This is a genomic window from Haemophilus sp. THUN1691 (genome assembly GCF_059704425.1).
In genome coordinates this window covers 687,673-708,683 of sequence record NZ_AP046578.1, presented here as the reverse complement: position 1 = coordinate 708,683, position 21,011 = coordinate 687,673, and the positions used below count along the sequence as shown (strand labels likewise).

Annotated in this window: 21 protein-coding genes and 1 tRNA gene; 11 read left to right on the top strand and 11 right to left on the bottom strand. The window is 39.5% G+C overall.

The features are described 5' to 3' along the window. The first annotated feature begins 82 nt into the window (after positions 1 to 82). The 4 genes from bcp (at position 83) to tolA (ending at position 2,402) form a co-directional block, all read left to right on the top strand. The gene (bcp, locus tag AC6H0J_RS03535; protein ID WP_005632902.1) at positions 83 to 550 is read left to right on the top strand and encodes a thioredoxin-dependent thiol peroxidase; all 468 of its coding nucleotides are present in this window, start codon (positions 83 to 85) and stop codon (positions 548 to 550) included. Positions 551 to 719: 169 nt separating this feature from the next. Next, a complete protein-coding gene (gene exbB / locus AC6H0J_RS03530) occupies positions 720 to 1,172 on the top strand; it encodes a TonB-system energizer ExbB (protein WP_497512847.1) in 453 nt (150 codons plus the stop codon). Positions 1,173 to 1,175: 3 nt separating this feature from the next. Next, positions 1,176 to 1,619, top strand: a complete 444-nt coding sequence (gene exbD, locus AC6H0J_RS03525; RefSeq protein WP_046952605.1) for a TonB system transport protein ExbD — start codon at positions 1,176 to 1,178, stop codon at positions 1,617 to 1,619. Between the two features lie 9 nt (positions 1,620 to 1,628). Continuing rightward, positions 1,629 to 2,402, top strand: a complete 774-nt coding sequence (tolA, locus tag AC6H0J_RS03520; protein WP_497512845.1) for a cell envelope integrity protein TolA — start codon at positions 1,629 to 1,631, stop codon at positions 2,400 to 2,402. Between the two features lie 57 nt (positions 2,403 to 2,459). Here the strand turns inward: tolA and AC6H0J_RS03515 are convergent, their stop codons facing one another. The 8 genes from AC6H0J_RS03515 to glyQ form a co-directional block, all read right to left on the bottom strand. Next, complete coding sequence (locus AC6H0J_RS03515) at positions 2,460 to 3,284, bottom strand: class II glutamine amidotransferase (protein ID WP_497512844.1); 825 nt, start codon at positions 3,282 to 3,284, stop codon at positions 2,460 to 2,462. A 267-nt stretch (positions 3,285 to 3,551) separates the two neighbouring features. Continuing rightward, positions 3,552 to 3,628 (bottom strand) — tRNA-Ile (locus tag AC6H0J_RS03510). 86 nt (positions 3,629 to 3,714) lie between these two features. Beyond that, a complete protein-coding gene (gene glyS, locus AC6H0J_RS03505) occupies positions 3,715 to 5,781 on the bottom strand; it encodes a glycine--tRNA ligase subunit beta (protein ID WP_497512842.1) in 2,067 nt (688 codons plus the stop codon). A 46-nt stretch (positions 5,782 to 5,827) separates the two neighbouring features. After that, complete coding sequence (locus tag AC6H0J_RS03500) at positions 5,828 to 6,298, bottom strand: OsmC family protein (protein WP_005628144.1); 471 nt, start codon at positions 6,296 to 6,298, stop codon at positions 5,828 to 5,830. A 274-nt stretch (positions 6,299 to 6,572) separates the two neighbouring features. After that, complete coding sequence (locus AC6H0J_RS03495; RefSeq protein WP_046952602.1) at positions 6,573 to 7,838, bottom strand: histidine-type phosphatase; 1,266 nt, start codon at positions 7,836 to 7,838, stop codon at positions 6,573 to 6,575. A gap of 42 nt (positions 7,839 to 7,880) precedes the next feature. Beyond that, positions 7,881 to 8,327 (bottom strand): hypothetical protein, encoded by a 447-nt coding sequence (locus AC6H0J_RS03490; protein ID WP_005628148.1) that lies wholly within the window; start codon positions 8,325 to 8,327, stop codon positions 7,881 to 7,883. A gap of 4 nt (positions 8,328 to 8,331) precedes the next feature. Further along, the gene (locus AC6H0J_RS03485) at positions 8,332 to 8,592 is read right to left on the bottom strand and encodes a hypothetical protein (protein WP_005628150.1); all 261 of its coding nucleotides are present in this window, start codon (positions 8,590 to 8,592) and stop codon (positions 8,332 to 8,334) included. Positions 8,593 to 8,650: 58 nt separating this feature from the next. Then, positions 8,651 to 9,559 (bottom strand): glycine--tRNA ligase subunit alpha, encoded by a 909-nt coding sequence (glyQ, locus tag AC6H0J_RS03480; protein ID WP_005628151.1) that lies wholly within the window; start codon positions 9,557 to 9,559, stop codon positions 8,651 to 8,653. A 198-nt stretch (positions 9,560 to 9,757) separates the two neighbouring features. Here glyQ and AC6H0J_RS03475 point away from each other — a divergent pair, with 198 nt between their 5' ends. The 5 genes from AC6H0J_RS03475 to aspA all read left to right on the top strand — a co-directional run bounded on the left by AC6H0J_RS03475 (position 9,758) and on the right by aspA (position 15,890). Continuing rightward, a complete protein-coding gene (locus tag AC6H0J_RS03475; protein WP_288234347.1) occupies positions 9,758 to 11,680 on the top strand; it encodes a TonB-dependent receptor plug domain-containing protein in 1,923 nt (640 codons plus the stop codon). A 73-nt stretch (positions 11,681 to 11,753) separates the two neighbouring features. Beyond that, on the top strand, positions 11,754 to 12,539 hold the full coding sequence (locus AC6H0J_RS03470; RefSeq protein ID WP_497512839.1) for a substrate-binding domain-containing protein: 786 nt from the start codon (positions 11,754 to 11,756) through the stop codon (positions 12,537 to 12,539). Positions 12,540 to 12,566: 27 nt separating this feature from the next. After that, positions 12,567 to 13,544: a FecCD family ABC transporter permease gene (locus AC6H0J_RS03465; protein WP_005628154.1), complete on the top strand. Its 978-nt coding sequence runs from the start codon at positions 12,567 to 12,569 to the stop codon at positions 13,542 to 13,544. After that, the gene (locus AC6H0J_RS03460) at positions 13,544 to 14,281 is read left to right on the top strand and encodes an ABC transporter ATP-binding protein (RefSeq protein WP_118817337.1); all 738 of its coding nucleotides are present in this window, start codon (positions 13,544 to 13,546) and stop codon (positions 14,279 to 14,281) included. The genes AC6H0J_RS03465 and AC6H0J_RS03460 overlap by 1 nt, the downstream gene beginning before the upstream one ends. A 190-nt stretch (positions 14,282 to 14,471) precedes the next feature. Beyond that, complete coding sequence (gene aspA, locus AC6H0J_RS03455) at positions 14,472 to 15,890, top strand: aspartate ammonia-lyase (RefSeq protein ID WP_005626805.1); 1,419 nt, start codon at positions 14,472 to 14,474, stop codon at positions 15,888 to 15,890. A gap of 87 nt (positions 15,891 to 15,977) precedes the next feature. Here aspA and tal read toward each other — a convergent pair whose 3' ends face one another. Further along, the gene (gene tal / locus AC6H0J_RS03450; protein WP_005626807.1) at positions 15,978 to 16,931 is read right to left on the bottom strand and encodes a transaldolase; all 954 of its coding nucleotides are present in this window, start codon (positions 16,929 to 16,931) and stop codon (positions 15,978 to 15,980) included. 123 nt (positions 16,932 to 17,054) lie between these two features. Continuing rightward, positions 17,055 to 17,921 carry a VirK/YbjX family protein gene (locus AC6H0J_RS03445; protein ID WP_032825503.1) on the bottom strand — a complete coding sequence of 289 codons (867 nt, stop codon included), beginning with the start codon at positions 17,919 to 17,921 and terminating at the stop codon, positions 17,055 to 17,057. A gap of 103 nt (positions 17,922 to 18,024) precedes the next feature. On the opposite strand from AC6H0J_RS03445, the gene yihA reads away from it, so the two are divergent. Further along, positions 18,025 to 18,642 carry a ribosome biogenesis GTP-binding protein YihA/YsxC gene (yihA, locus tag AC6H0J_RS03440; protein ID WP_005626810.1) on the top strand — a complete coding sequence of 206 codons (618 nt, stop codon included), beginning with the start codon at positions 18,025 to 18,027 and terminating at the stop codon, positions 18,640 to 18,642. Between the two features lie 114 nt (positions 18,643 to 18,756). Then, positions 18,757 to 20,286, top strand: a complete 1,530-nt coding sequence (locus AC6H0J_RS03435) for a YifB family Mg chelatase-like AAA ATPase (protein ID WP_005626812.1) — start codon at positions 18,757 to 18,759, stop codon at positions 20,284 to 20,286. A gap of 33 nt (positions 20,287 to 20,319) precedes the next feature. Here AC6H0J_RS03435 and deoC read toward each other — a convergent pair whose 3' ends face one another. Next, complete coding sequence (gene deoC, locus AC6H0J_RS03430; RefSeq protein WP_005626815.1) at positions 20,320 to 20,991, bottom strand: deoxyribose-phosphate aldolase; 672 nt, start codon at positions 20,989 to 20,991, stop codon at positions 20,320 to 20,322. Positions 20,992 to 21,011: the final 20 nt, after the last annotated feature.

Here is a 21,011-nt window from a genome sequence, read left to right as displayed (position 1 = left end):
TAATTTTATTATTTGGTATAGCTCGTTATAGTCGCTAAAATGACTTGAATTTGCAAATATTTTTTCATCAAAGGAGCTTTTTATGAATCCATTATCCGTTGGTAGCCAAGCACCCATTTTTACGTTATTAAATCAGCAAGAACAACCCGTTTCTTTAAATGATTTTCGCGGTAAAAAAGTGTTAGTCTATTTTTACCCGAAAGCACTCACGCCTGGCTGTACAACGCAAGCATGCGGATTGCGTGATAGTAAATCAGAATTAGATGAATTAGGTTTAGTTGTACTTGGCATTAGCCCCGATACACCGAAAAAATTAGCTCAATTTATTGAGAAAAAAGCCCTTAATTTCACACTACTTTCCGATCCTGATCACAAAATTGCAGAACAATTTGGTGTATGGGGTGAGAAAAAATTCATGGGTAAAACTTACGATGGTATTCACCGAATTAGTTTTTTAATTGATGAAAACGGAAAAATTATTCACGTATTTGATAAATTCAAAACAACAGAACATCATCAAATTATCGTTGATTATCTTCGATCCCTATAACCTTCAAAAATTACCGCACTTTTCTATATAAAGTGCGGTAAAAATTCATTATTTTTTTCAGTTCGATATTTACGCGTTATTCCGCCTTTGCTAGAATTTAGCCTTGATTGAAATTCATTCTCAATTATATATCCCAAGATATTTCTCAAATAATAAGGACAGAAAAAAAATGATGCAGCTTTTTGATTTTTTACAACAGTACAGTGACTACTTTATCATCGGTTTATTATTACTGGTGAGCATTATTATGCTAGCCATGGTAATTGAACGTTATCTTTTCTTAAGAAAGGTAAACGTCGCACATTACTCTACCATTCACGCATTAGATATCGATTTAAATCGCAATATGACCGTGATTTCTACTATTGGTGCAAACGCGCCATATGTTGGTTTGCTTGGTACAGTTATCGGGATTTTATTAACGTTTTATCAAATCGGTCATGGCGGTGGCGAAATCGATACTGGCGTGATTATGATGCACTTATCTTTAGCATTAAAAGCGACAGCATTAGGTATTCTTGTGGCTATTCCATCGATGGTGTTTTATAACGGTTTAGGTCGTAAAGTTGAAGTTAATCGTTTGAAATGGAAAGTGTTAAACGAACAAAAAGATAAGGAATAGTCCGTGAAAAAATTCGATGAAATCAACATTATCCCTTTCATTGATATTATGTTGGTGTTACTTGCTGTGGTACTTATCACTGCGTCTTTTATCTCTCAAGGTAAAATTCAAGTTAACGTACCTAAAGCCAGTACAGCCGTTGCATTTAAAGCTGATGAGCTTGCTAAATTATTGACTGTGACAGCGGATAAACAACTCTATTTCAATGATAAACCTATTACACAAGAAGCCCTAGAAGCAGAAATTGCCCAATGGAATAAAGATCAGAAAGTCACTTTAAAAATTGATGCTGAAGCCTCTTTCCAAGACTTTGTTACCATTACAGATATGCTCTCTAAAAATGAGATCAAAAATGTAGCTATTGTTTCTATGAAAGATAAGGGTAAAAGTGCGGGTAAAAATCCTCAAGAATCTGCACCCGCTCAATCTGTGCCAACTACGCCTTAAGGAATAATTATGCAGCAAACAAAACGTTCGCTATTAGGTTTGCTTATTTCTTTGATCGTGCACAGCATTGTTGTAGGGTTAATCTTATGGAGTTGGAATAAGCCAAGTGATAGCGCCAATAGCGCACCAGGCGACATATCCACAAGTATTTCCATGGAAATGGTGCAAGGCATGGTGATGGAAGAACCAGCTCCTGAGCCAGAGAATGTACAAAAAGAGCCAGAACCAGAAAAACAAGAGGTTGTGGAAGATCCAACGGTGAAACCTGAGCCACAAAAAATCAAAGAACCGGAAAAAGAAAAGCCAAAACCAAAAGAAAAACCTAAAGAAAAGCCAAAGGATAAACCGAAAAAAGACGTTAAACCACGGGAAAAACCAATCAATAAAGATCTACCAAAAGGTGATAAAAATATTGATTCAAGTGCAAACGTGAATGCTAAAGCGACCACAACTGGCGCCACCAATAGCAATGCACAAGTAGCAGGCAGTGGAACAGACACGAGCGAAATGGCAGCCTATCGCTCCGCAATTCGTCGTGAAATTGAACGTCATAAACGTTACCCTACTCGCGCAAAAATGATGCGTAAGCAAGGTAAAGTCAGCGTATCCTTCAATGTTGGCCCTGATGGCTCACTAAGTGGTGCTCGCGTCACTCAATCATCAGGTGATGAAAGCCTAGATAATGCAGCATTAGAAGCAGTTAACAGCGCAAGACCTGTCGGTGCAAGACCTTCAGGATTCCCTTCAGGGTTAAATGTGCCAATTAGTTTCACGCTTCAATAAAAAAAGTGCGGTTAATTCTCTTTGAGTTTAACCGCACTTTTCTTTGGCTAAATTTAATTAAGCTACTCGATTACCTAAGGTACCATCATCAATCGCTTCTTTCGGAGTACCTATCACTTCAGCAATTTTGTCCCCGTTTTTGAAAAATACAAATCCACCATTTTCCATTTTTGTCCAATTTTCATCTTTGGTTAATGGAAAGGTTGTAATGATATTCACTTTATCGCCTTCCTTTGCATAATCACTAAAATCAATGACACCATCATCATCAATTCTGTGTGCTTTACCAAAAGGCGCTTGTCGCATGACATAATGTAAATTCGTTGAGCAATGAGCTATCATCCATTCGCCATTAGAAAGAATAAAATTAAATGTGCCGTGTTGAGCAAGCTCTTTTGTTACTTTTTGAATAGCCTCAAAAATTTCCATTTCACTCGGTTTTTTACGAAAAGTATTTTTGAGATATTCCGCCATATAACAAAAAGCAACTTCAGAATCTGTAGAACCTATTGGCTGCAAAAAATATTCTGTCATATCTGGTAGGTTTTTCAAATTACCATTATGCGCAAAAACCCAGTTTTGCCCCCAGATTTCACGAATAAACGGATGAGTATTTTCAATATTCACTTCACCCTGAGTCGCCTTACGAATATGTGCAATAACATTCAAAGACTTGATTTTATATTGCTTCACACAATCAGCGATGGGGGAAAGGCTAGCAGCTTGATTGTCGCGAAAAATACGTACTCCACGCCCTTCAAAAAAAGCAATTCCAAAGCCATCTGAATGACAATCAGTTAAACCAGCACGACGACGAAAACCTTCAAAAGAAAAGACAATATCCGTCGGCGTATTACAATTCATTCCGAGTAATTGACACATAATTTAATAAGATATAACCTCACAATATATGAGTGATTTAACACCATTATGAAAGGAATATCAATAGAGATTCTATGGATTTTTCATGTCATGTTAGTATTAGGTCCCTTATAAATGATGTTTTTAGTTAACACAGTATTTTCCAGAAATCATTACCGATCATTTCTAATGAGAGTCCTATTCAAAAAATAAGATCTAGAATTAAAGTAATAAATATTGATAGAAGAAATTAATCTAAGGAAATTTAAAGGGTATAGAAAGGGAAAATGGTCCCCCCTACCGGACTTGAACCAGTGACCAAGCGATTATGAGTCGCCTGCTCTAACCGACTGAGCTAAGGGGGGAAAGTGCGGTGATTATAGAGAAATAATCACTTGAAGTCTATAAAAGAAGGGATGATTGATGAAAAATCGATCATCCCTTTTTATCATTATTGAAGCACTGAAATATCCGCCACTTGTAAGAACAAGCCTTGTAACGTATTTAAAATCGCTAAGCGGTTTTGGCGTAATGCTGGATCTTCAGCATTTACCATCACATTATCAAAGAAGTTGTCTACCGGTGCGCGTAAGTTCGCTAATTTATCTAATACTGCCGTGTAATCACCTTGTGCGATAAGCGGTTGCACTTCAGTGCGTAATGCAAGTACCGCTTCAGCAAGAGCTTTTTCTGCTGGTTCTACGCAAGCGGTTAAATTGATCTCACCAATTGCAGCATCCGCTTTCGCTAAAATATTGCTTACACGTTTATTCGCTGCCGCTAACGCTTCCGCTGAATCTAAAGTACGGAAGTGTGAAACCGCACGCACGCGCGCATCAAAATCAGCAGGGCGAGTTGGACGGCGCGCCAATACCGCTTGAATCACATCTACCGCAATGCCTTCATCTTGATACCATGCACGGAAACGGCCGAGCATAAAGTCCACCACATCAGTAACCACGTTTTGATTCGTGAGTTTATCACCGAAAAGTGCGGCTGATTTTTTCACTAAATCTTCCAAATCCAGTGGTAAGTTTTTCTCTACGATAATACGCAATGCCCCTAATGCTGCACGACGCAATGCAAATGGGTCTGCACTGCCTTTTGGTGCTTGTCCAATGCCAAAGATACCCGTTAATGTGTCAAATTTATCGGCTAAAGCAACCGCACTTGCAACGAGTGATTTAGGTAATTCATCCCCCGCAAAGCGTGGCATATATTGTTCATTTAATGCTACTGCCACTTCTTCATCTTCACCATCATGGCGAGCATAGTGCATGCCCATCACGCCTTGCGTATCGGTGAATTCAAACACCATGTTGGTCATTAAGTCACATTTTGACAATAAGCCGGCACGTTTTGCTTTCGCTTCATCTGCACCGATTTGTTTTGCAATTTCGCCTGCCAGTTGTTCAATGCGGTCTGTTTTGTCTTTCAGTGTACCGAGTTGTTGTTGGAACAACACGGTTTCTAAACGCGGTAAACGATCGACCAGTTTTTGTTTTAAGTCAGTTTTAAAGAAGAATTCCGCATCGGTTAAACGTGGGCGAACCACTTTTTCGTTTCCTTCGATAATCGCTGTTGGATCTTCTGGGTTGATGTTCGATACAAAAATAAAGTGAGGTAATAATTTGCCGTCTTTGTCATAAATTGGGAAATATTTTTGGTCACCTTTCATGGTGTAAACCAAGGCTTCTGCAGGCACCGCTAAGAAGCGCTCTTCAAATTTAGCCGCTAATACATTCGGGTATTCCACCAACGAGGTCACTTCTTCAAGCAAGCTTTCTTCAATATCAGCCACGCCGCCAAGTGCGGTCGCTTTTGCTTGAGATTTTGCAAGGATTTCCGCTTTACGCTCGTTGAAGTCGGCTACCACAGAACCTTTTTCACGCAATAATTGTGGATATTGGTCAGCATGTTGAATTTCAAATTCTTTCTCACCTAAGAAACGGTGTCCTCGAATAGTGCGCGCACTTGCCACACCTAAAATTTCGCCTTCGATTAACTCATCGCCTAACAGCATAGTCACGGTGTGAACTGGACGAATAAATTGCACGGTTTTATCTGCCCAACGCATTGGTTTTGGAATTGGCAATTTCGCCAATGCATTTGCCACAATATCGTTCAGCAAGTTTTTGGTCGGTTGACCTTCAATTTTCGCACGATAAACTAACCATTCACCTTTATCGGTCGCAATACGTTCTGCTTGATCAACGGTAATGCCACAACCACGCGCCCAGCCTTCTGCCGCTTTAGTTGGCTTACCTTCTGCATCAAAGGCAGCTGACACTGCCGGACCACGTTTTTCGATTTCTTTACTTGGCTGTTGTGTGGCTAAGTTCAACACTTTCACCGCCAAACGACGCGGCGCCGCAAACCATTCGATTTTATCGAATGATAAACCCGCTTGGTTTAATTCCGCTTCAACGTTATCCGCAAAAGAGGTTGCTAATGTTTTGAGAGCTTTTGGTGGCAGCTCTTCTGTGCCGATTTCTACTAGGAAGTTTTGGGTTGTCATTTTGTTTTCTCTGGTAAGGTGCGCCTTGGCACCATTTTATTTTAATTTAATCTTTTTCAATAATAGCTTCACATTTCACCGGAAAATTAAGTGAATTTGCAATAAAACACGCGTGATGCGCATTTTCATGTAATGCCAATGCCTTAACGGCATCCGACTCGCTTGAAATTCTCACTCGAGGTTTTAATGTTGCCGAAATAAATCGGCCAGCATGCTCAGAACTGCCTTCATCCATAATCGCTATTGCTTCATCACGGTATTCTTGCACAATAATGTTATTAACTGCACAAAAATGTAAATACCATAATTTATGACAGGCAGAAATAGATGCCAGTAGCATATCTTCAGGATTCCAACGAGTTTTATCGCCACGAAAAGCAGGATCAGCAGAACCTAAAATATTAGGTTTATTCAATGCCGAAGCAATAAAATCCCGTTCGTATGCGATATAAGATGAAGTACCAGCTCCTAAATTTCCAACCCACTCTACCGTAGTTTGATAAGTATGTTGCTTCATTATATTTTCCGTTATCTCTTATAGCGCATGTAACTTAAGAAATTCATGTCCTATTTGATTATTTTCTTCGTTATCATTTCTGCCAAATCTCCCCTACCCCTCTTTGCTAAAGAGGGGATTGGAGCTTTGGAGAGTTAAATATTTATGTTCTACTTTAACGTTTTTTGAAAGCAGATAATTTAATCTCTATTGAACTTAAAATGTAAATGAGTCAGTTACTATCAATTTACTCAAGAATTCCCTTTTAAGTATTTTTCATAGGGTTGCATGAACGCTACTTCTTACCGTTTTCAATACTCCCTCTCAACACCTGTTGAAAACGCTCGTAATCACAAAAACCATTTGCATCTTTTTCACAGCCTTTGAGGGTTAATGCTGTTTGGTTTGGTGGTGTCGCTAAACTTAATGGCGTAATATTGATCAGCTGTTCAGTGGTTTGATAAACATAATCCAACTTAAATTTAAGCTTCCCACTTGGTTTGTGCTTCCATACTTCAAATAGCAACTTGCCTCCGATTGGGATATTTTCCAATGAATCATCCAAGTCATAAGGCTCAACGCCTAGTGCTGCAAGCAGAGCGACGATATTAGAATCATGTCCAACCAATAAGTTAATTTTGTTTTCACTATTTAGCTGTTGCTGAATAAATGCCAATAACGGGTATGAGGCATTTTGTGCCAGCGCTTCGTTGTTTTTAAATAACGTGCGGTAATATTCGTTTTTTATTTCGTTAATTGCACGCCATTTTTCTTGGCTATCCACTCGACCGTTGGCGATTTCTGAATCAGGCTTACCTACATAATGTGCAAGCAATAACGCACTGACAATTTTCTTCCCGGTGCTAATAGAACCCGTAATTTTGACCGACTTGCCGTCTTTAATACTGTATTCACCGACTTTTCCATCTAAATCACATTCGCCTTTTTGCAAACAGTTTGGTGAGTTTTTGTAATCAATGATTTCACTCAATAGCGCATAATTTGGCGCTAATTTTTGCTGCAAAGCGGTTAAATCAACGTTATTTTTTGCAGATTCAATCAAGGCTTTACTTGGATTATGCGCCTGTGTATTAAAAATCGGATCTTTTTCAGAACCAATTTTACCGTGATGTTGTAGTTGAACATTACAGCCTGCAAATGCACCAGAAACAATCGCCTGACCTGTTGCAATGGTGCGTTGTACCCCATTGGCATAAGCGAAGATACCTTCGCCTGATGCACAACGTTCTGTTGTTAATAACCCTTTATCCGCAAGCCATTGACCTAAATATTGTCCGAAGTAGGTTTCTAATACTGTACCTTTTGCCGTGAGATAACCTGATGGCACATCCCATTTCGCCCACGCATACGGGGAATATTTTGCCATTTCTTGTGGATCTTTTTCCACTGGCGAGCGTAATCCATGACGGCTGAAAATTAAGACTTTCTCAAGCTCATAATCTGAATTCTGTGTATTTTGGTGATTTTCTGTTGCAAACACACCACTTGCAAGCGATAAGCCAAGTAAAAGTGCGGTGAATTTTAGGACTGTTTTTTTCATATTCGAGACTTAACCTAACTTTCTATTATGTACCCTTAAGACCTAATTATTTAATGTTGAAATCGAGCTATAAAAATTCAATGCATATTTAGCGCCATAAACGAGCACCATAAATACAGCAACAATATTCACCACGGCGAAAAAGATTAATTGTTTGCTGCTACTTTCAATCCAAAGTATTTTAAATAATGCGAGCGTACCAATATTTTCATCAAGTTCACTCTCTCCGCTTAATGCTCTTAAGGTTTTCAGCATTTTGCTTACAAAAGCGACAGTATTGATTGCCATTACACTGAGTGCAATAAATCCAGAAGCGAGGCATAAAAATAGCACAAGCACATTACCCCACTCCCAATGCCGCCAATCCAGCTCAGAAAACATAAATAATGCCAGTGATAAAAATAACACTGCCGGCGTTAAGTTACGCAAAAACATTAAATAATCATCGCCAATTTTAAATAAAAATTGCCAAAACCCGACTTTCTTCATCACTTTAGAAAATCTCTTTTAATTTGGATTCATCTAAAATAACACGATCGTCATCTAACAATAATGCCGGAAAGCCCGCATAGCCTTGCGCTTTAGCATCATCAAATGCGGCGTGACGATCACGCAAGCGTAACCATTGTTTCAAATTCGGGATGGAGGATAGTACTTCCACTGACTCATAATCCACGCCCAAGCGTTTTAACTCTGCCACAAATGGCGCAGTATCAGGGCAATCTGCCGCATAATAAAGAATGGGTTTACTCATTTTGCTCTCCTAAAGTGCGGTTAAATTTCACCGCACTTTTGTGAATTACCTTTAAAGGTTATTTTTTACAACCCGGGAAACCTAAGGCTTCACGGCTCGCATAGTACGCTTCTGCCACGCCTTTGGTTAAGGCACGAATGCGTAAAATATAGCGTTGACGTTCGGTGACCGAAATTGCTTTACGTGCATCTAACAAGTTAAAGCTGTGTGCTGCTTTCAAAATACGCTCATAAGCTGGCAATGGTAACGGTTTTTCTAAGGCTAATAACTCTTGTGCTTCCTTTTCATATTGATCAAAGCAGTAGAATAAGAAATCGGTGTTTGCGTGTTCAAAGTTATAGGTTGATTGCTCAACTTCATTTTGATGGAACACATCGCCATAAGTAGTTTTGCCTAATGGACCGTCAGACCAAACTAAGTCATAAACAGAATCTACGCCCTGAATGTACATGGCTAAACGCTCTAAACCGTAAGTCACCTCGCCGGTAACCGGTTTACATTCTAAGCCGCCCACTTGTTGGAAATAGGTAAACTGGGTCACTTCCATCCCGTTTAACCATACTTCCCAGCCCAGGCCCCAAGCACCTAAGGTTGGGTTTTCCCAGTTATCTTCCACAAAACGGATATCGTTTTTGGTCGGGTCGAAACCAAGCATTTCAAGGGAACCTAAATAAAGTTCTTGAATGTTGTCTGGAGACGGTTTAATCACCACTTGGAATTGGTAGTAATGTTGTAAACGGTTTGGGTTTTCGCCATAACGACCATCGGTCGGACGGCGTGAAGGTTGCACATAAGCAAATGCCATCGGCTCTGGGCCTAATGCGCGTAATGCAGTCATTGGGTGAGAAGTCCCTGCGCCCACTTCCATATCAAAAGGTTGCACAATGGTGCAGCCTTGGTTTGCCCAATATTCTTGCAGGGCTAAAATCATACCTTGGAATGTTTTTACGTTAAATTTTGTGCTCATAATCGTTGATCTAATGTGATTAAAAATGCCCGCATTATACTTGAAAGCGCAAGGCGGATAAAGGTGAAAAAGTGCGGTCAAAAAACGAATTTTTTTACAAAATGAACAGAATTTTTAAAGTAAATGAAAATTCTCAACTAGGAAATGAATGTCTATTGTGCCAAAATAGCGCACTTTTTAAAAAGAGGAACCAACTTAATGAAAACTAACTTAATTACTACCGCACTTTTATTGAGTGCATCGGCTTTTGTACAAGCTGAAACTAAAACCGAGCTTGAGCCGATCAATGTGTATTCAGCATCCGCAACCCCTATCAGCCTTCACCAAACAGCGTCGTCTGTTACCGTATTAACAGAAAAAGATTTTGCACAACGTGGTGCGACTTATGTCAGTGATGTATTGAAAACTGTACCAAGTTTAGCCGTGAGCGCGTCGGGCGGTCGTGGCACCCTAACCAATGTATTCTTACGTGGTGCAGATGCAAACCACACTGCAGTGATTATTGATGGCGTGAAAGTGAACCCAGTTTCTGGTTATGGCTTTGATTTCGGTGGCTTAGCATTAAGCAACATTGACCGCATCGAAGTATTACGCGGCGAGCAATCTGCTCTTTGGGGAAGTGATGCGATGGGTGGTGTGATTTATATCACCACGAAGAAAGGCTTAGAAAAAGGTAAAACCTTCAACGTTGATTACGATTTTGGTACTGGATCGAACCGCACAGTTGATGGTTCATTAACCCTTTCAGGCTCAAATAACGGCTTCTATTATGCTTTACATGGCGACAGCCACCATACCAAAGGCATTTCAGCACTCAGCAAAAACCGCTTTAACTACACTGCGCAAGATGGCACAGCGGTAAGTACTGGTGGTTCAAGCGAACGCGATAAATTCCACCGTGATAACGCTTCTCTTCGTTTTGGCTATGACGATAACCAAAAAGGTTTTGATTTCTTAACCTCTCACAGCAGCCAAACCGCTAACTTTGATAACAGCGCAACGGATGAAAAAGGCCACTACACTCGCACACGTGATACCTTATTCAAATTAAGCGGTTTCTTGGGTAACGATGATGAATTACTTAAGCACAAGGTTGGTGTAAGCCATCTCAAAACTGACAGCGATACCGTTGGCTACACATCGGCTTACGATGCGAAAAAACTCAACGCAAACTATCAATTAGATGTCAATTTCGATCGTGAAGGCACTCTCACGCAAGGTTTAAGCTTCTTAACTGACTATCAAAAAACAGATTTCAACTCCTCTTATTTCAACAATGCAGGCAATAAAAAACTTGTTGAGAAAAGCTTAGCGGCTGAATATCGCTTATTGCACGATGCAGATCATAGCTTAAATATTAGTGGTCGTTACACTGATAGCTCTGAATATGAAAACTCATGGACTGGCCGCATCGCCGGCGCTTATCGTTTACACAATAACGTGAAAGCACATGCAAGTCTTGGTTCAGCGATTCAAAACCCAACGATCACTGAATATTACGGTTACAACGCGCGCTATATCGGCAACCCGAATTTGCAACCAGAGAAAAGTTTAGGCGGCGATGTTGGCTTCTTATTTGAAACGGATGACAACCGCCATAGCTTTGATGTAACTTATTTTGCTCGCAACGTGAAAAACGCAATTAGCAGTAAAGTGATCAACTTTACTACTTATGCAAGCCAAGCGATAAACCTTGAAGGTATTAGTAAAGTTAAAGGCGTTGAAGTAGCTTATAACGGCAAAATTACCGATACATTAACTACTTATGCAAACTACACCTACACTCAAACCCGAGACAGTAAAGGTGCTGAATTAGCACGTCGTCCAAAACATTTAGCGAACGTGGGCGTAGCATACCAAATCACTGAAAAATTAGGTGCAGATGTAAATGTATCTTACACAGGAAAACGCATGGATACCTACTATTCACCAACCTACAGCACGCATAAAGTGAAATTGCCATCTTACACCTTGGCAAACTTAGGCGTGAACTATAAAGTGGCGGATAGTTTGACGATTTATGCGAACCTTAACAACGTATTCAATAAAAAATACGAAAACATTGTAGGCTATGGCCAAGACGGACGTAATGTTTACGTTGGGTTGAAAGGATCGTTCTAATTATTACCTACTAATAAGGGCGTGCTTAGCACGCCTTTTTACATTCTTGATGGCGTAGCGTATCATTATCTATATGCAAAAAACTCGTTTAATTTTAACCGCACTTTTCTTGCCCCTGACTTCGCATGCGTCGGAGCAATTTGTCTCGCTCACACTTTGTAGTGATCGTCTTTTGTCGGAAATTGCACGTCCTGAGCAAATTGCCGCACAGTCTCCTTATTCTAAAAATCCCTTGATGATGTTGGATAAACTCAATGTGGATAAGCCAACACTTGAGCCACAACTCACTGCATTATTGCCCTATCTTGATAAAACGTTTCTTATCAATGAAACCTTTTATCCACAACTTGTGGCAGATTTGAAAAAACTCAGGGCAAAAATTGAGCCAATTAATGACACGCCACAAACGGCAGAAGAATTATTTGTGCTAATATTGCACTTGGGTAAACTCACGGGTAACGAAACGCAGGCAGAATCTTTAATCGATAAACTTAAATTACAAGATTCTCGCCTCAATCTATCACTCACTGACACATTAATACTTTCAGATACGGGCATTGTAGAAACTTATACGCCACAGTATCCCACTTTACTTAACTTGCTAGGCTTAACCCCGCTAAAAACACCACTTACGGCACAAAATTTTTCTCTTGAAAAAGTGTTACGAGCTGAACCCAACGTGTTGATTGAAATCAGCGACCAACAAAGTTATAACGAACAAGCAGAACTGCTTAAACATCCGCTTTTACAAAATCTCTTTAAAAATCGACCGCACTTTCGTATTCCAATGAAATATACTTATTGCTTTGATCACGGCGTGTGGCAAGGGGCGGAGAAGATTTATCAACAGTTAAAATAATATTTGGATTACATAGGAAATTGATCATTGACCAAAACACTTAAATTAAATACCGCACTTTTCTTCGTGTTGCTATTGATTAGCGGCTTTGCGATTTATCATCAGCTCGGTGACTTTACCTATCTCAAAAATGCGGATGGCGTGCTCACCGATATGCGCTCGCTCGTATTGCTTGATATTCGCCTACCGCGCATCGGATTATCCATTTTAACTGGCGCAAGTCTTGCTTTAGCGGGCAATGCAATGCAGGGGATATTTCAAAATCCACTGGCAAGTCCCGGATTATTGGGCAGTAGTGCTGGTGCAACCACCACCAGTGTCTTTTTGCTTTACTATTTTTCCGTACCCTTAAGTCTATTGTTAATTGGCGGTGTGACTGGCGCATTATCTAGTTTTTTATTGGTTTATTTAATCGCTAAAAACCACGGTACAACGGCGATGATTTTAAGTGGTTTAGCAGTCAATATGTTGCTCTCTGCTGCCGTCGCATTGCTACTTTCGAACGCAGAAAGCCCGTGGGCGTTAGCTGAACTCTACCGCTGGCTACAAGGTTCTCTTGTGTGGGCAAAACTTGATACGCTACTCATTTCACTTCCAATCGTATTATTGGGATTGTTCTGTTTATATCGTGAACACCGCTATATTGACTTGCTCACTTTCGGTGAAGAAACCGCGAGCACAATGGGCGTAAATCCTAAACGTAGCTTTTTCGTCACGACCTTTGGCGTGGCATTATTAGTTGGAGCAACGATTCCACAAACAGGCACTATCGGTTTTGTTGGCTTAATCGCACCGCACTTTGCTCGCCTATTGCTAAAAAAACGCCCTTCGCAACTTTACATCACCAGTGCATTACTTGGCGCATTATTGCTACTTATTGCGGATCTTTGCGTGCAATATATTCCTGTCTTTTCACATATTTATATTGGCACACTCATCGCAATCATTGGCGCACCTTGCTTAATTTGGATTTTAATTACGGAGCAACGCAAGTTGGCAAGATAATGATTAGAATCGAAAACCTTTCTCAGCCTTATGGCTTAAACAACATCAGCTGCACGCTTCCTAAAGGAAAACTGATCGGCATTATGGGCGCAAACGGTGCGGGCAAATCAACTTTGCTAAAAACAATTGCAGGAATTTTACCTATTGCAAAAGGTGAAATTTATTTTGGAAACAGCCCATTAAGCAAAATAAGTACAACGGAAAAAAGCCAGCAACTCGCTTATCTTGCGCAAGATACCAATATCCATTGGGATCTATCGGTTTATGATGTCATTGCTCTTGGCCTAAATTCTCCCTTATCATCGGCAAAAGAGCTGTCAAAAATTACGGAGATTTCACAAAAATTTTCAATAGAACATTTGCTTAATAAATCCTTTCAGAAACTGTCAGGCGGGGAAAAAGCCCGTGTGCAACTCGCTCGTTGTTGTATCAAAAATGCGCCGCTATTGCTTGCCGATGAACCTATCGCACCACTCGATCCCTATTATCAAATAGACATGATGGAACAATTAAAATCACTCACGCCACAGCATACTTGCGTTGTAGCGATCCATCATTTATCCCTCGCATATAAATACTGTGATGAAGTGATTTTGCTCGACAAAGGCAAAATCATTGCGACTGGTAAAACACAAGCGGTGCTAAATTCAGCGAATCTTGCTCAAGCCTTTGATATAAGCGTGAAATTTGATGTAGAAAGAAGAGAGATTTATGGAATAGAGAAATTGGAAACCTAATTCCAATTTCTCATTTTTCTGAAAGTAAAAAATTAATATTGCCAAGTGATGTTTTCCCTAAAAAAACTTATGCGAGAAATGAAAATATCTCTTAGATGTCCTATCTGAAATGTGATCCAAGTCAAATTTATTTTCTCTGTAAATTCCTATAATTACCTCAAATTAATTAACAACCAAAAAGGTGATTAAAATGACTCAATTTAGAAAAGAAGTAGATTTACTCGGTGAACGTGATGTACCAGCAGATGCGTACTGGGGTATTCATACATTAAGAGCGGTCGAAAACTTTAATATTTCTAATGTAACCATTTCTGATGTACCGGAATTTGTACGCGGCATGGTAATGGTAAAAAAAGCAACAGCCTTAGCAAACGGTGAATTAGGTGCTATTCCTGCTGATATTGCAAAAGCGATTGTCGCAGCTTGCGATGAAATCCTTACCACTGGAAAATGCTTAGATCAATTCCCATCTGATGTATATCAAGGTGGTGCTGGCACTTCTGTCAATATGAATACCAACGAAGTGGTCGCTAACCTCGCGCTTGAAAAAATTGGTCATAAAAAAGGTGAATATAATGTTATTAACCCAATGGATCACGTTAATGCAAGCCAATCAACCAATGATGCGTATCCTACCGGTTTCCGTATTGCAGTGTATAACAGCATCTTAAAATTAATCGATAAAATTCAATATTTACACGACGGTTTTGATAATAAAGCAAAAGAGTTTGCGAACATCTTAAAAATGGGTCGAACCCAATTACAAGATGCAGTTCCAATGACTGTTGGCCAAGAATTCAAAGCTTTCGCCGTATTACTTGAAGAAGAAGTACGTAACTTAAAACGTACAGCAGATTTACTCCTTGAAGTAAACCTCGGTGCGACTGCAATCGGTACTGGTTTAAATACTCCACAAGGCTATACAGAATTAGTTGTAAAACACCTTGCTCAAGTGACTGGATTAGCTTGCGTACCAGCAGAAAACTTAATTGAAGCAACATCTGACTGTGGCGCTTATGTCATGGTTCACGGTGCATTAAAACGTACTGCTGTTAAACTTTCTAAAGTATGTAATGACTTACGTTTACTTTCTTCTGGTCCACGTGCTGGTATTAAAGAAATTAACTTACCTGAATTACAAGCTGGCTCTTCTATTATGCCTGCAAAAGTAAACCCAGTTGTTCCAGAAGTAGTGAACCAAGTATGCTTTAAAGTAATTGGTAACGATACCACTGTGACTTTCGCATCTGAAGCAGGTCAATTACAATTAAACGTAATGGAACCCGTGATTGGTCAAGCAATGTTCGAATCTATTGATATCTTAACGAATGCTTGCGTAAACTTACGCGATAAATGTGTAGACGGTATTACTGTAAACAAAGAAATTTGTGAAAACTACGTATTTAACTCAATCGGTATCGTGACTTACTTAAATCCATTTATCGGTCACCATAATGGCGACTTAGTGGGTAAAATCTGTGCGCAAACAGGTAAAGGCGTACGTGAAGTTGTGTTAGAAAAAGGTTTATTAACAGAAGAACAATTAGATGACATTCTTTCTGTAGAAAACTTAATGAATCCAACTTACAAAGCGAAATTAAATAAATAAGTCTGAATTATTTATTTAGTCCTCGAATAGAAATAACCGCACTTTGATTACTCAAAAGTGCGGTCATTTTTAATATTGAATGATGGATTAAAGTTTTGCTGAAAGCATGGTTTCCAATTTTTCTTGGTCAACAGCAAATTTACGAATACCATCTGCTAATTTTTCAACAGCCATAGCATCGCTGTTATGTTGCCAGTAGAACTCAGCTTCTGTTAATGGTTGTGGTTTCGCTTTGACTTCGCCTTTGTATTCTAGTTTGCGTACAAGTGCGGTTGAATTTTCTTGTAATTCTTTCAGTAATGCAGGTGCAATAGTTAAGCGATCGCAACCTGCAAGTTCAGTAATTTCACCTACATTACGGAAGCTCGCGCCCATCACAACGGTGTTGTAGCCATATTCTTTGTAGTAATTATAGATTTTGGTGACAGAAATTACGCCTGGGTCTTCTGCTGGCGCATATTCTTTTTTGTCTGAGTTTGCTTTGTACCAGTCTAAAATACGACCTACAAATGGAGAAATTAAGTAAACGCCTGCTTCTGCACAAGCACGAGCTTGCGCTTCAGAGAATAATAAGGTTAGGTTACAGTTAATGCCTTCTTTTTCAAGGATTTCTGCAGCTCGGATACCTTGCCATGTTGAAGCAATTTTAATCAAAATACGGTCGTTTGAAATGCCTGCTGCATTATAAAGTGCGATTAATTTACGCGCTTTTTCAACCGTTGCTTGAGTGTTGTAAGAAAGACGTGCATCCACTTCAGTAGAAATACGTCCTGGAACGATTTTTAAAATTTCTAAACCAATATTTACCGCTAATTTATCTTCTGCATCAATAAGTTGTTGTGCTTTATCATTGCTTTGAGCTTTTGCATAAGCGACAGCTTCATCAATTAATGGCGCATATTGTGGAAGTGCAGATGCACTTAGAATTAATGATGGGTTAGTAGTCGCATCTTGTGGTTGATATTTTTTAATCGCGTCGATATCGCCGGTGTCTGCGACCACAACGGTCATTTGACGAAGTGAATCTAATTGAGTTGTCATTTGTATCTCCTATTCGAGTGAAATGGAATGAATAATGTCGGCTACGATAGCATAAATTTAATCTTAAAAGGAAAAATTTTTCGATAGAAAAAATAGGCGCAGGCGTTGAACTGCGCCATTGTTTTAAAGTTTGAGGGTGTCTTTTATGGTGAAAGTTATTTCATCTAACATGGCATAGCGTTTACGATACATGGAGCGTTTTTTACTTGGAATATCATCCAGATTTCTATCTATTTCTAAAGACAATTCCCAGTAATCTTTTAATTCTCCGCCCGATTCACCAAAAATTGCATCATAATCCACCGTATATTGTTTGCTTTGGATGAAGCGAGATTTATTTTGGTATTTTTGCGGAATGCCAAGCAATTTATCGTAGCCTAGAATTTTCGTGAGTGATTTCATGGTTTCAACCATTAAATAGGCAGGGCGCAAACCGTGACATGATTTGGTTAATTGTTTCACCATTTCCTTTGAACCTTCAAAATTTGGTCCTTGTACAACAGCAATGAGTAGAGCATCGCCCAATTTGGCAAAGGTAAGCAAATAGACTAATTCATTTCTTGGTTTATGCCATAGCTCTAATACCCAATATCCTTCCATCGGTTGATGGGTTGTCATGCTTAATGTCATTTCAAAATCAGGAATGACTTCGCCAAAACTTAATGGTTTTTCCCATAATGGCGTAGAAAGTGCGGTAAGTTTTTTGGGTAAAAATAAAAGGTTATCACAAACAGCATTAAAACGTTGTGATGCGTTGAAGCGTTTATCCAGAAAACGACAAGCAACGGGATAACTATAATCCAAGTGCGTATTAAAAATACCGACGAGAAAAGGATGTTGATTGATAAATTGTTCAAAGCGACGAATTGAACCACGATTTAAAAAGCTACGTAAGTTATAACGCCAATGTTTTGGTGCATCAAAACGCCCTGGTCGATATGGATAAATATCCTTAGATTGAGGCCATTGGTAAGTTGTTTTTGTTGTCATCTGAATTGCCATGAATTGGTTATAATTTTGGCGCGAATTTTGACATAATTTCAGGAAATTTTCCATTTATGCTATTCTAAGCGCAATTTTAAAAGGAATCCTTATGTCTGAAATTAAACTTAATTACCATAAAACTCACTTTTTAACGAGTGCGCCGAATATTCGTTCTATTCCTGAAGATACTGGCATTGAAATTGCGTTTGCGGGGCGTTCAAATGCAGGAAAATCGACCGCACTTAATGCATTAACCAATCAAAAAAGCTTAGCCCGCACCTCAAAAACGCCGGGGCGCACACAATTAATCAACTTATTTGAAGTTGAACCAAATTGTAAATTGGTGGATTTACCGGGTTATGGTTATGCTGCCGTGCCAGAGCAAATGAAAATCCAATGGCAAAAATCCTTAGGTGAATATTTGCAAAAACGCGAATGTTTGGCAGGATTAGTTGTGTTGATGGATATTCGCCATCCACTTAAAGATCTTGACCAACAAATGATTGAATGGGCGGTTTCTGCAGATCTACCAGTACTTTTATTGCTTACTAAAGCCGATAAATTGAGCCAAAGCGCACGTAGTAAACAAGTAAAAATGGTGCGCGAAGCGATTCTTCCATTCCAAGGCGATATTCAAGTAGAAGCCTTTTCTGCACAAAATAAAATTGGTATTGATAAACTTGCAGCGAAATTAGATTTTTGGTTTTCGCCACTTTTTGCGGAATAAAATATAAATTTTGCGATCTAGATCGCAAAAAAAGCACATGATGAATGATTTCATTATGTGCTTTTTTTATAGTGCAAAAACTATCTTCATTTTTACCGCACTTTAAGGATTATCATGTCCCTTGCTATTGTTTACAGCCGTGCCTCTATGGGTGTGCAAGCGCCGCTTGTCACCATTGAGGTGCATTTAAGCAACGGAAAACCAGGATTTACACTTGTTGGTTTGCCCGAAAAAACAGTGAAAGAGGCGCAAGATCGGGTGCGTAGTGCATTGATGAATGCACAATTTAAATACCCAGCCAAACGCATTACCGTGAATCTCGCACCTGCAGATTTACCGAAAGAAGGTGGACGATTTGATTTGCCTATTGCCATCGGAATTTTAGCCGCATCGGATCAGCTTGATGCGAGTCGATTAAAGCAATTTGAATTTGTGGCGGAGCTTGCGCTGACGGGGCAATTACGTGGGGTTCATGGTGTAATTCCCGCTATTCTTGCTGCGCAAAAGTCAAAACGAGAGTTAATTATCGCGAAGCAAAATGCGAATGAAGCCTCGCTCGTGTCTGATCAAAATACTTATTTTGCGCAAACGCTTTTAGACGTGGTGCAATTTCTTAATGGTCAAGAAAAATTACCCCTTGCCACTGAAATTGTGAAAGAAAGTGCGGTAAATTTTTCGGGCAAAAATATGTTAGATTTAACGGATATTATCGGACAACAACACGCCAAACGAGCATTGACCATTGCCGCAGCAGGGCAGCATAATTTGCTCTTTCTTGGTCCGCCAGGTACAGGGAAAACCATGCTAGCTAGCCGTTTGACGGGGCTTTTACCTGAAATGACAGATCTAGAAGCGATAGAAACGGCATCTGTAACGAGTTTAGTTCAAAATGAGTTAAATTTTCATAATTGGAAACAACGTCCTTTTCGCGCACCACATCATAGTGCATCAATGCCAGCTTTAGTTGGCGGTGGGACGATCCCTAAACCTGGTGAAATATCCTTAGCAACAAATGGTGTACTTTTTCTTGATGAACTTCCAGAGTTTGAACGAAAAGTATTGGACGCGCTACGTCAGCCTTTGGAAAGTGGTGAGATTATTATTTCTCGTGCTAATGCCAAAATCCAATTCCCGGCTCGTTTTCAATTAGTGGCAGCGATGAATCCAAGTCCGACAGGCCATTATACTGGGACACATAACCGCACTTCACCCCAGCAAATTATGCGTTATTTGAATAGACTTTCAGGGCCTTTTTTAGATCGTTTTGATTTATCTATTGAAGTACCTTTACTGCCACAAGGCAGCTTACAAAATACAGGTGATCGTGGTGAAACCAGTGCTCAAATTCGTGAGAAAGTGTTAAAAGTGCGTGAGATTCAAATGGAAAGAGCTGGGAAAATTAACGCGTATTTGAACAGTAAAGAGATTGAACGTGATTGCAAGTTAAGTGATAAAGATGCCTTTTTCCTTGAAAATGCGCTGAATAAACTGGGGCTTTCTGTACGGGCTTACCATCGTATTTTGAAAGTTTCTCGAACCATTGCTGATCTACAAGGAGAACAACAAATTTCTCAACCGCACTTAGCGGAAGCTTTGGGGTATCGAGCAATGGATCGTTTGTTGCAGAAATTGTCTAATATGTAAAAACGCGTGGTGAGAATACCACGCGTGAAAGGATTAGTAAGTGCTTTGAGTGTCTTGCGTACCGCTAATAATTGCAATGCCTGCACTTGCACCAATGCGTGTTGCACCCGCTTTAATCATTACAAGTGCTGTTTCAGTATCACGCACACCACCTGATGCTTTAACACCAATATTGCCGACCGTTTGTTTCATCAATGCAACATCTTCTACAGTTGCACCACCTTTGTTAAAGCCTGTTGATGTTTTAACAAAAGCCACACCGATTTCTTTACAAATTTCACAGGCTTTCACTATTTCATCTTTAGTGAGCAAACAAGTTTCTAAAATCACTTTTAATGGCGTGCCATCACAAGCATCAAATACAGCTTGAATATCTTGTTTTACTGCATCCCATTTTTGCGATTTTATCCAACCTACATTAATCACCATATCAATCTCATTTGCACCCGCTTTAATAGATTCTTGGGTTTCAAATGCTTTGACTGAGGTTAAATTGGCACCTAAAGGGAAGCCAACTACGGTACAAATTTTTACATTTGAGCCAGCAAGTTTTTCTTTAGCGAGTGGAATATAACCAGAATTGATACATACAGAATAAAATCCGTGTTCAATCGCTTCATGACAGAGTGTCAAAATATCTTGTTCATTTTTTTCTGCGGTAAGTGCAGTGTGATCGATATATTGAGCAAGTTGATTCGGTGTCATTATTTTCCTCCTTTATTTAT

Excerpts from the sequence above, each read along its gene's own strand:
- bcp (WP_005632902.1), top strand. The coding sequence starts at position 83 with ATGAATCCATTATCCGTTGGTAGCCAAGCACCCATTTTTACGTTATTA.
- exbB (WP_497512847.1), top strand. The coding sequence starts at position 720 with ATGATGCAGCTTTTTGATTTTTTACAACAGTACAGTGACTACTTTATC.
- tolA (WP_497512845.1), top strand. The coding sequence starts at position 1,629 with ATGCAGCAAACAAAACGTTCGCTATTAGGTTTGCTTATTTCTTTGATC.
- AC6H0J_RS03515 (WP_497512844.1), bottom strand. The coding sequence starts at position 3,284 with ATGTGTCAATTACTCGGAATGAATTGTAATACGCCGACGGATATTGTC.
- glyS (WP_497512842.1), bottom strand. The coding sequence starts at position 5,781 with ATGACAACCCAAAACTTCCTAGTAGAAATCGGCACAGAAGAGCTGCCA.
- AC6H0J_RS03500 (WP_005628144.1), bottom strand. The coding sequence starts at position 6,298 with ATGAAGCAACATACTTATCAAACTACGGTAGAGTGGGTTGGAAATTTA.
- AC6H0J_RS03495 (WP_046952602.1), bottom strand. The coding sequence starts at position 7,838 with ATGAAAAAAACAGTCCTAAAATTCACCGCACTTTTACTTGGCTTATCG.
- AC6H0J_RS03490 (WP_005628148.1), bottom strand. The coding sequence starts at position 8,327 with ATGAAGAAAGTCGGGTTTTGGCAATTTTTATTTAAAATTGGCGATGAT.
- AC6H0J_RS03485 (WP_005628150.1), bottom strand. The coding sequence starts at position 8,592 with ATGAGTAAACCCATTCTTTATTATGCGGCAGATTGCCCTGATACTGCG.
- glyQ (WP_005628151.1), bottom strand. The coding sequence starts at position 9,559 with ATGAGCACAAAATTTAACGTAAAAACATTCCAAGGTATGATTTTAGCC.
- AC6H0J_RS03475 (WP_288234347.1), top strand. The coding sequence starts at position 9,758 with ATGAAAACTAACTTAATTACTACCGCACTTTTATTGAGTGCATCGGCT.
- AC6H0J_RS03470 (WP_497512839.1), top strand. The coding sequence starts at position 11,754 with ATGCAAAAAACTCGTTTAATTTTAACCGCACTTTTCTTGCCCCTGACT.
- AC6H0J_RS03460 (WP_118817337.1), top strand. The coding sequence starts at position 13,544 with ATGATTAGAATCGAAAACCTTTCTCAGCCTTATGGCTTAAACAACATC.
- aspA (WP_005626805.1), top strand. The coding sequence starts at position 14,472 with ATGACTCAATTTAGAAAAGAAGTAGATTTACTCGGTGAACGTGATGTA.
- tal (WP_005626807.1), bottom strand. The coding sequence starts at position 16,931 with ATGACAACTCAATTAGATTCACTTCGTCAAATGACCGTTGTGGTCGCA.
- AC6H0J_RS03445 (WP_032825503.1), bottom strand. The coding sequence starts at position 17,921 with ATGACAACAAAAACAACTTACCAATGGCCTCAATCTAAGGATATTTAT.
- yihA (WP_005626810.1), top strand. The coding sequence starts at position 18,025 with ATGTCTGAAATTAAACTTAATTACCATAAAACTCACTTTTTAACGAGT.
- AC6H0J_RS03435 (WP_005626812.1), top strand. The coding sequence starts at position 18,757 with ATGTCCCTTGCTATTGTTTACAGCCGTGCCTCTATGGGTGTGCAAGCG.
- deoC (WP_005626815.1), bottom strand. The coding sequence starts at position 20,991 with ATGACACCGAATCAACTTGCTCAATATATCGATCACACTGCACTTACC.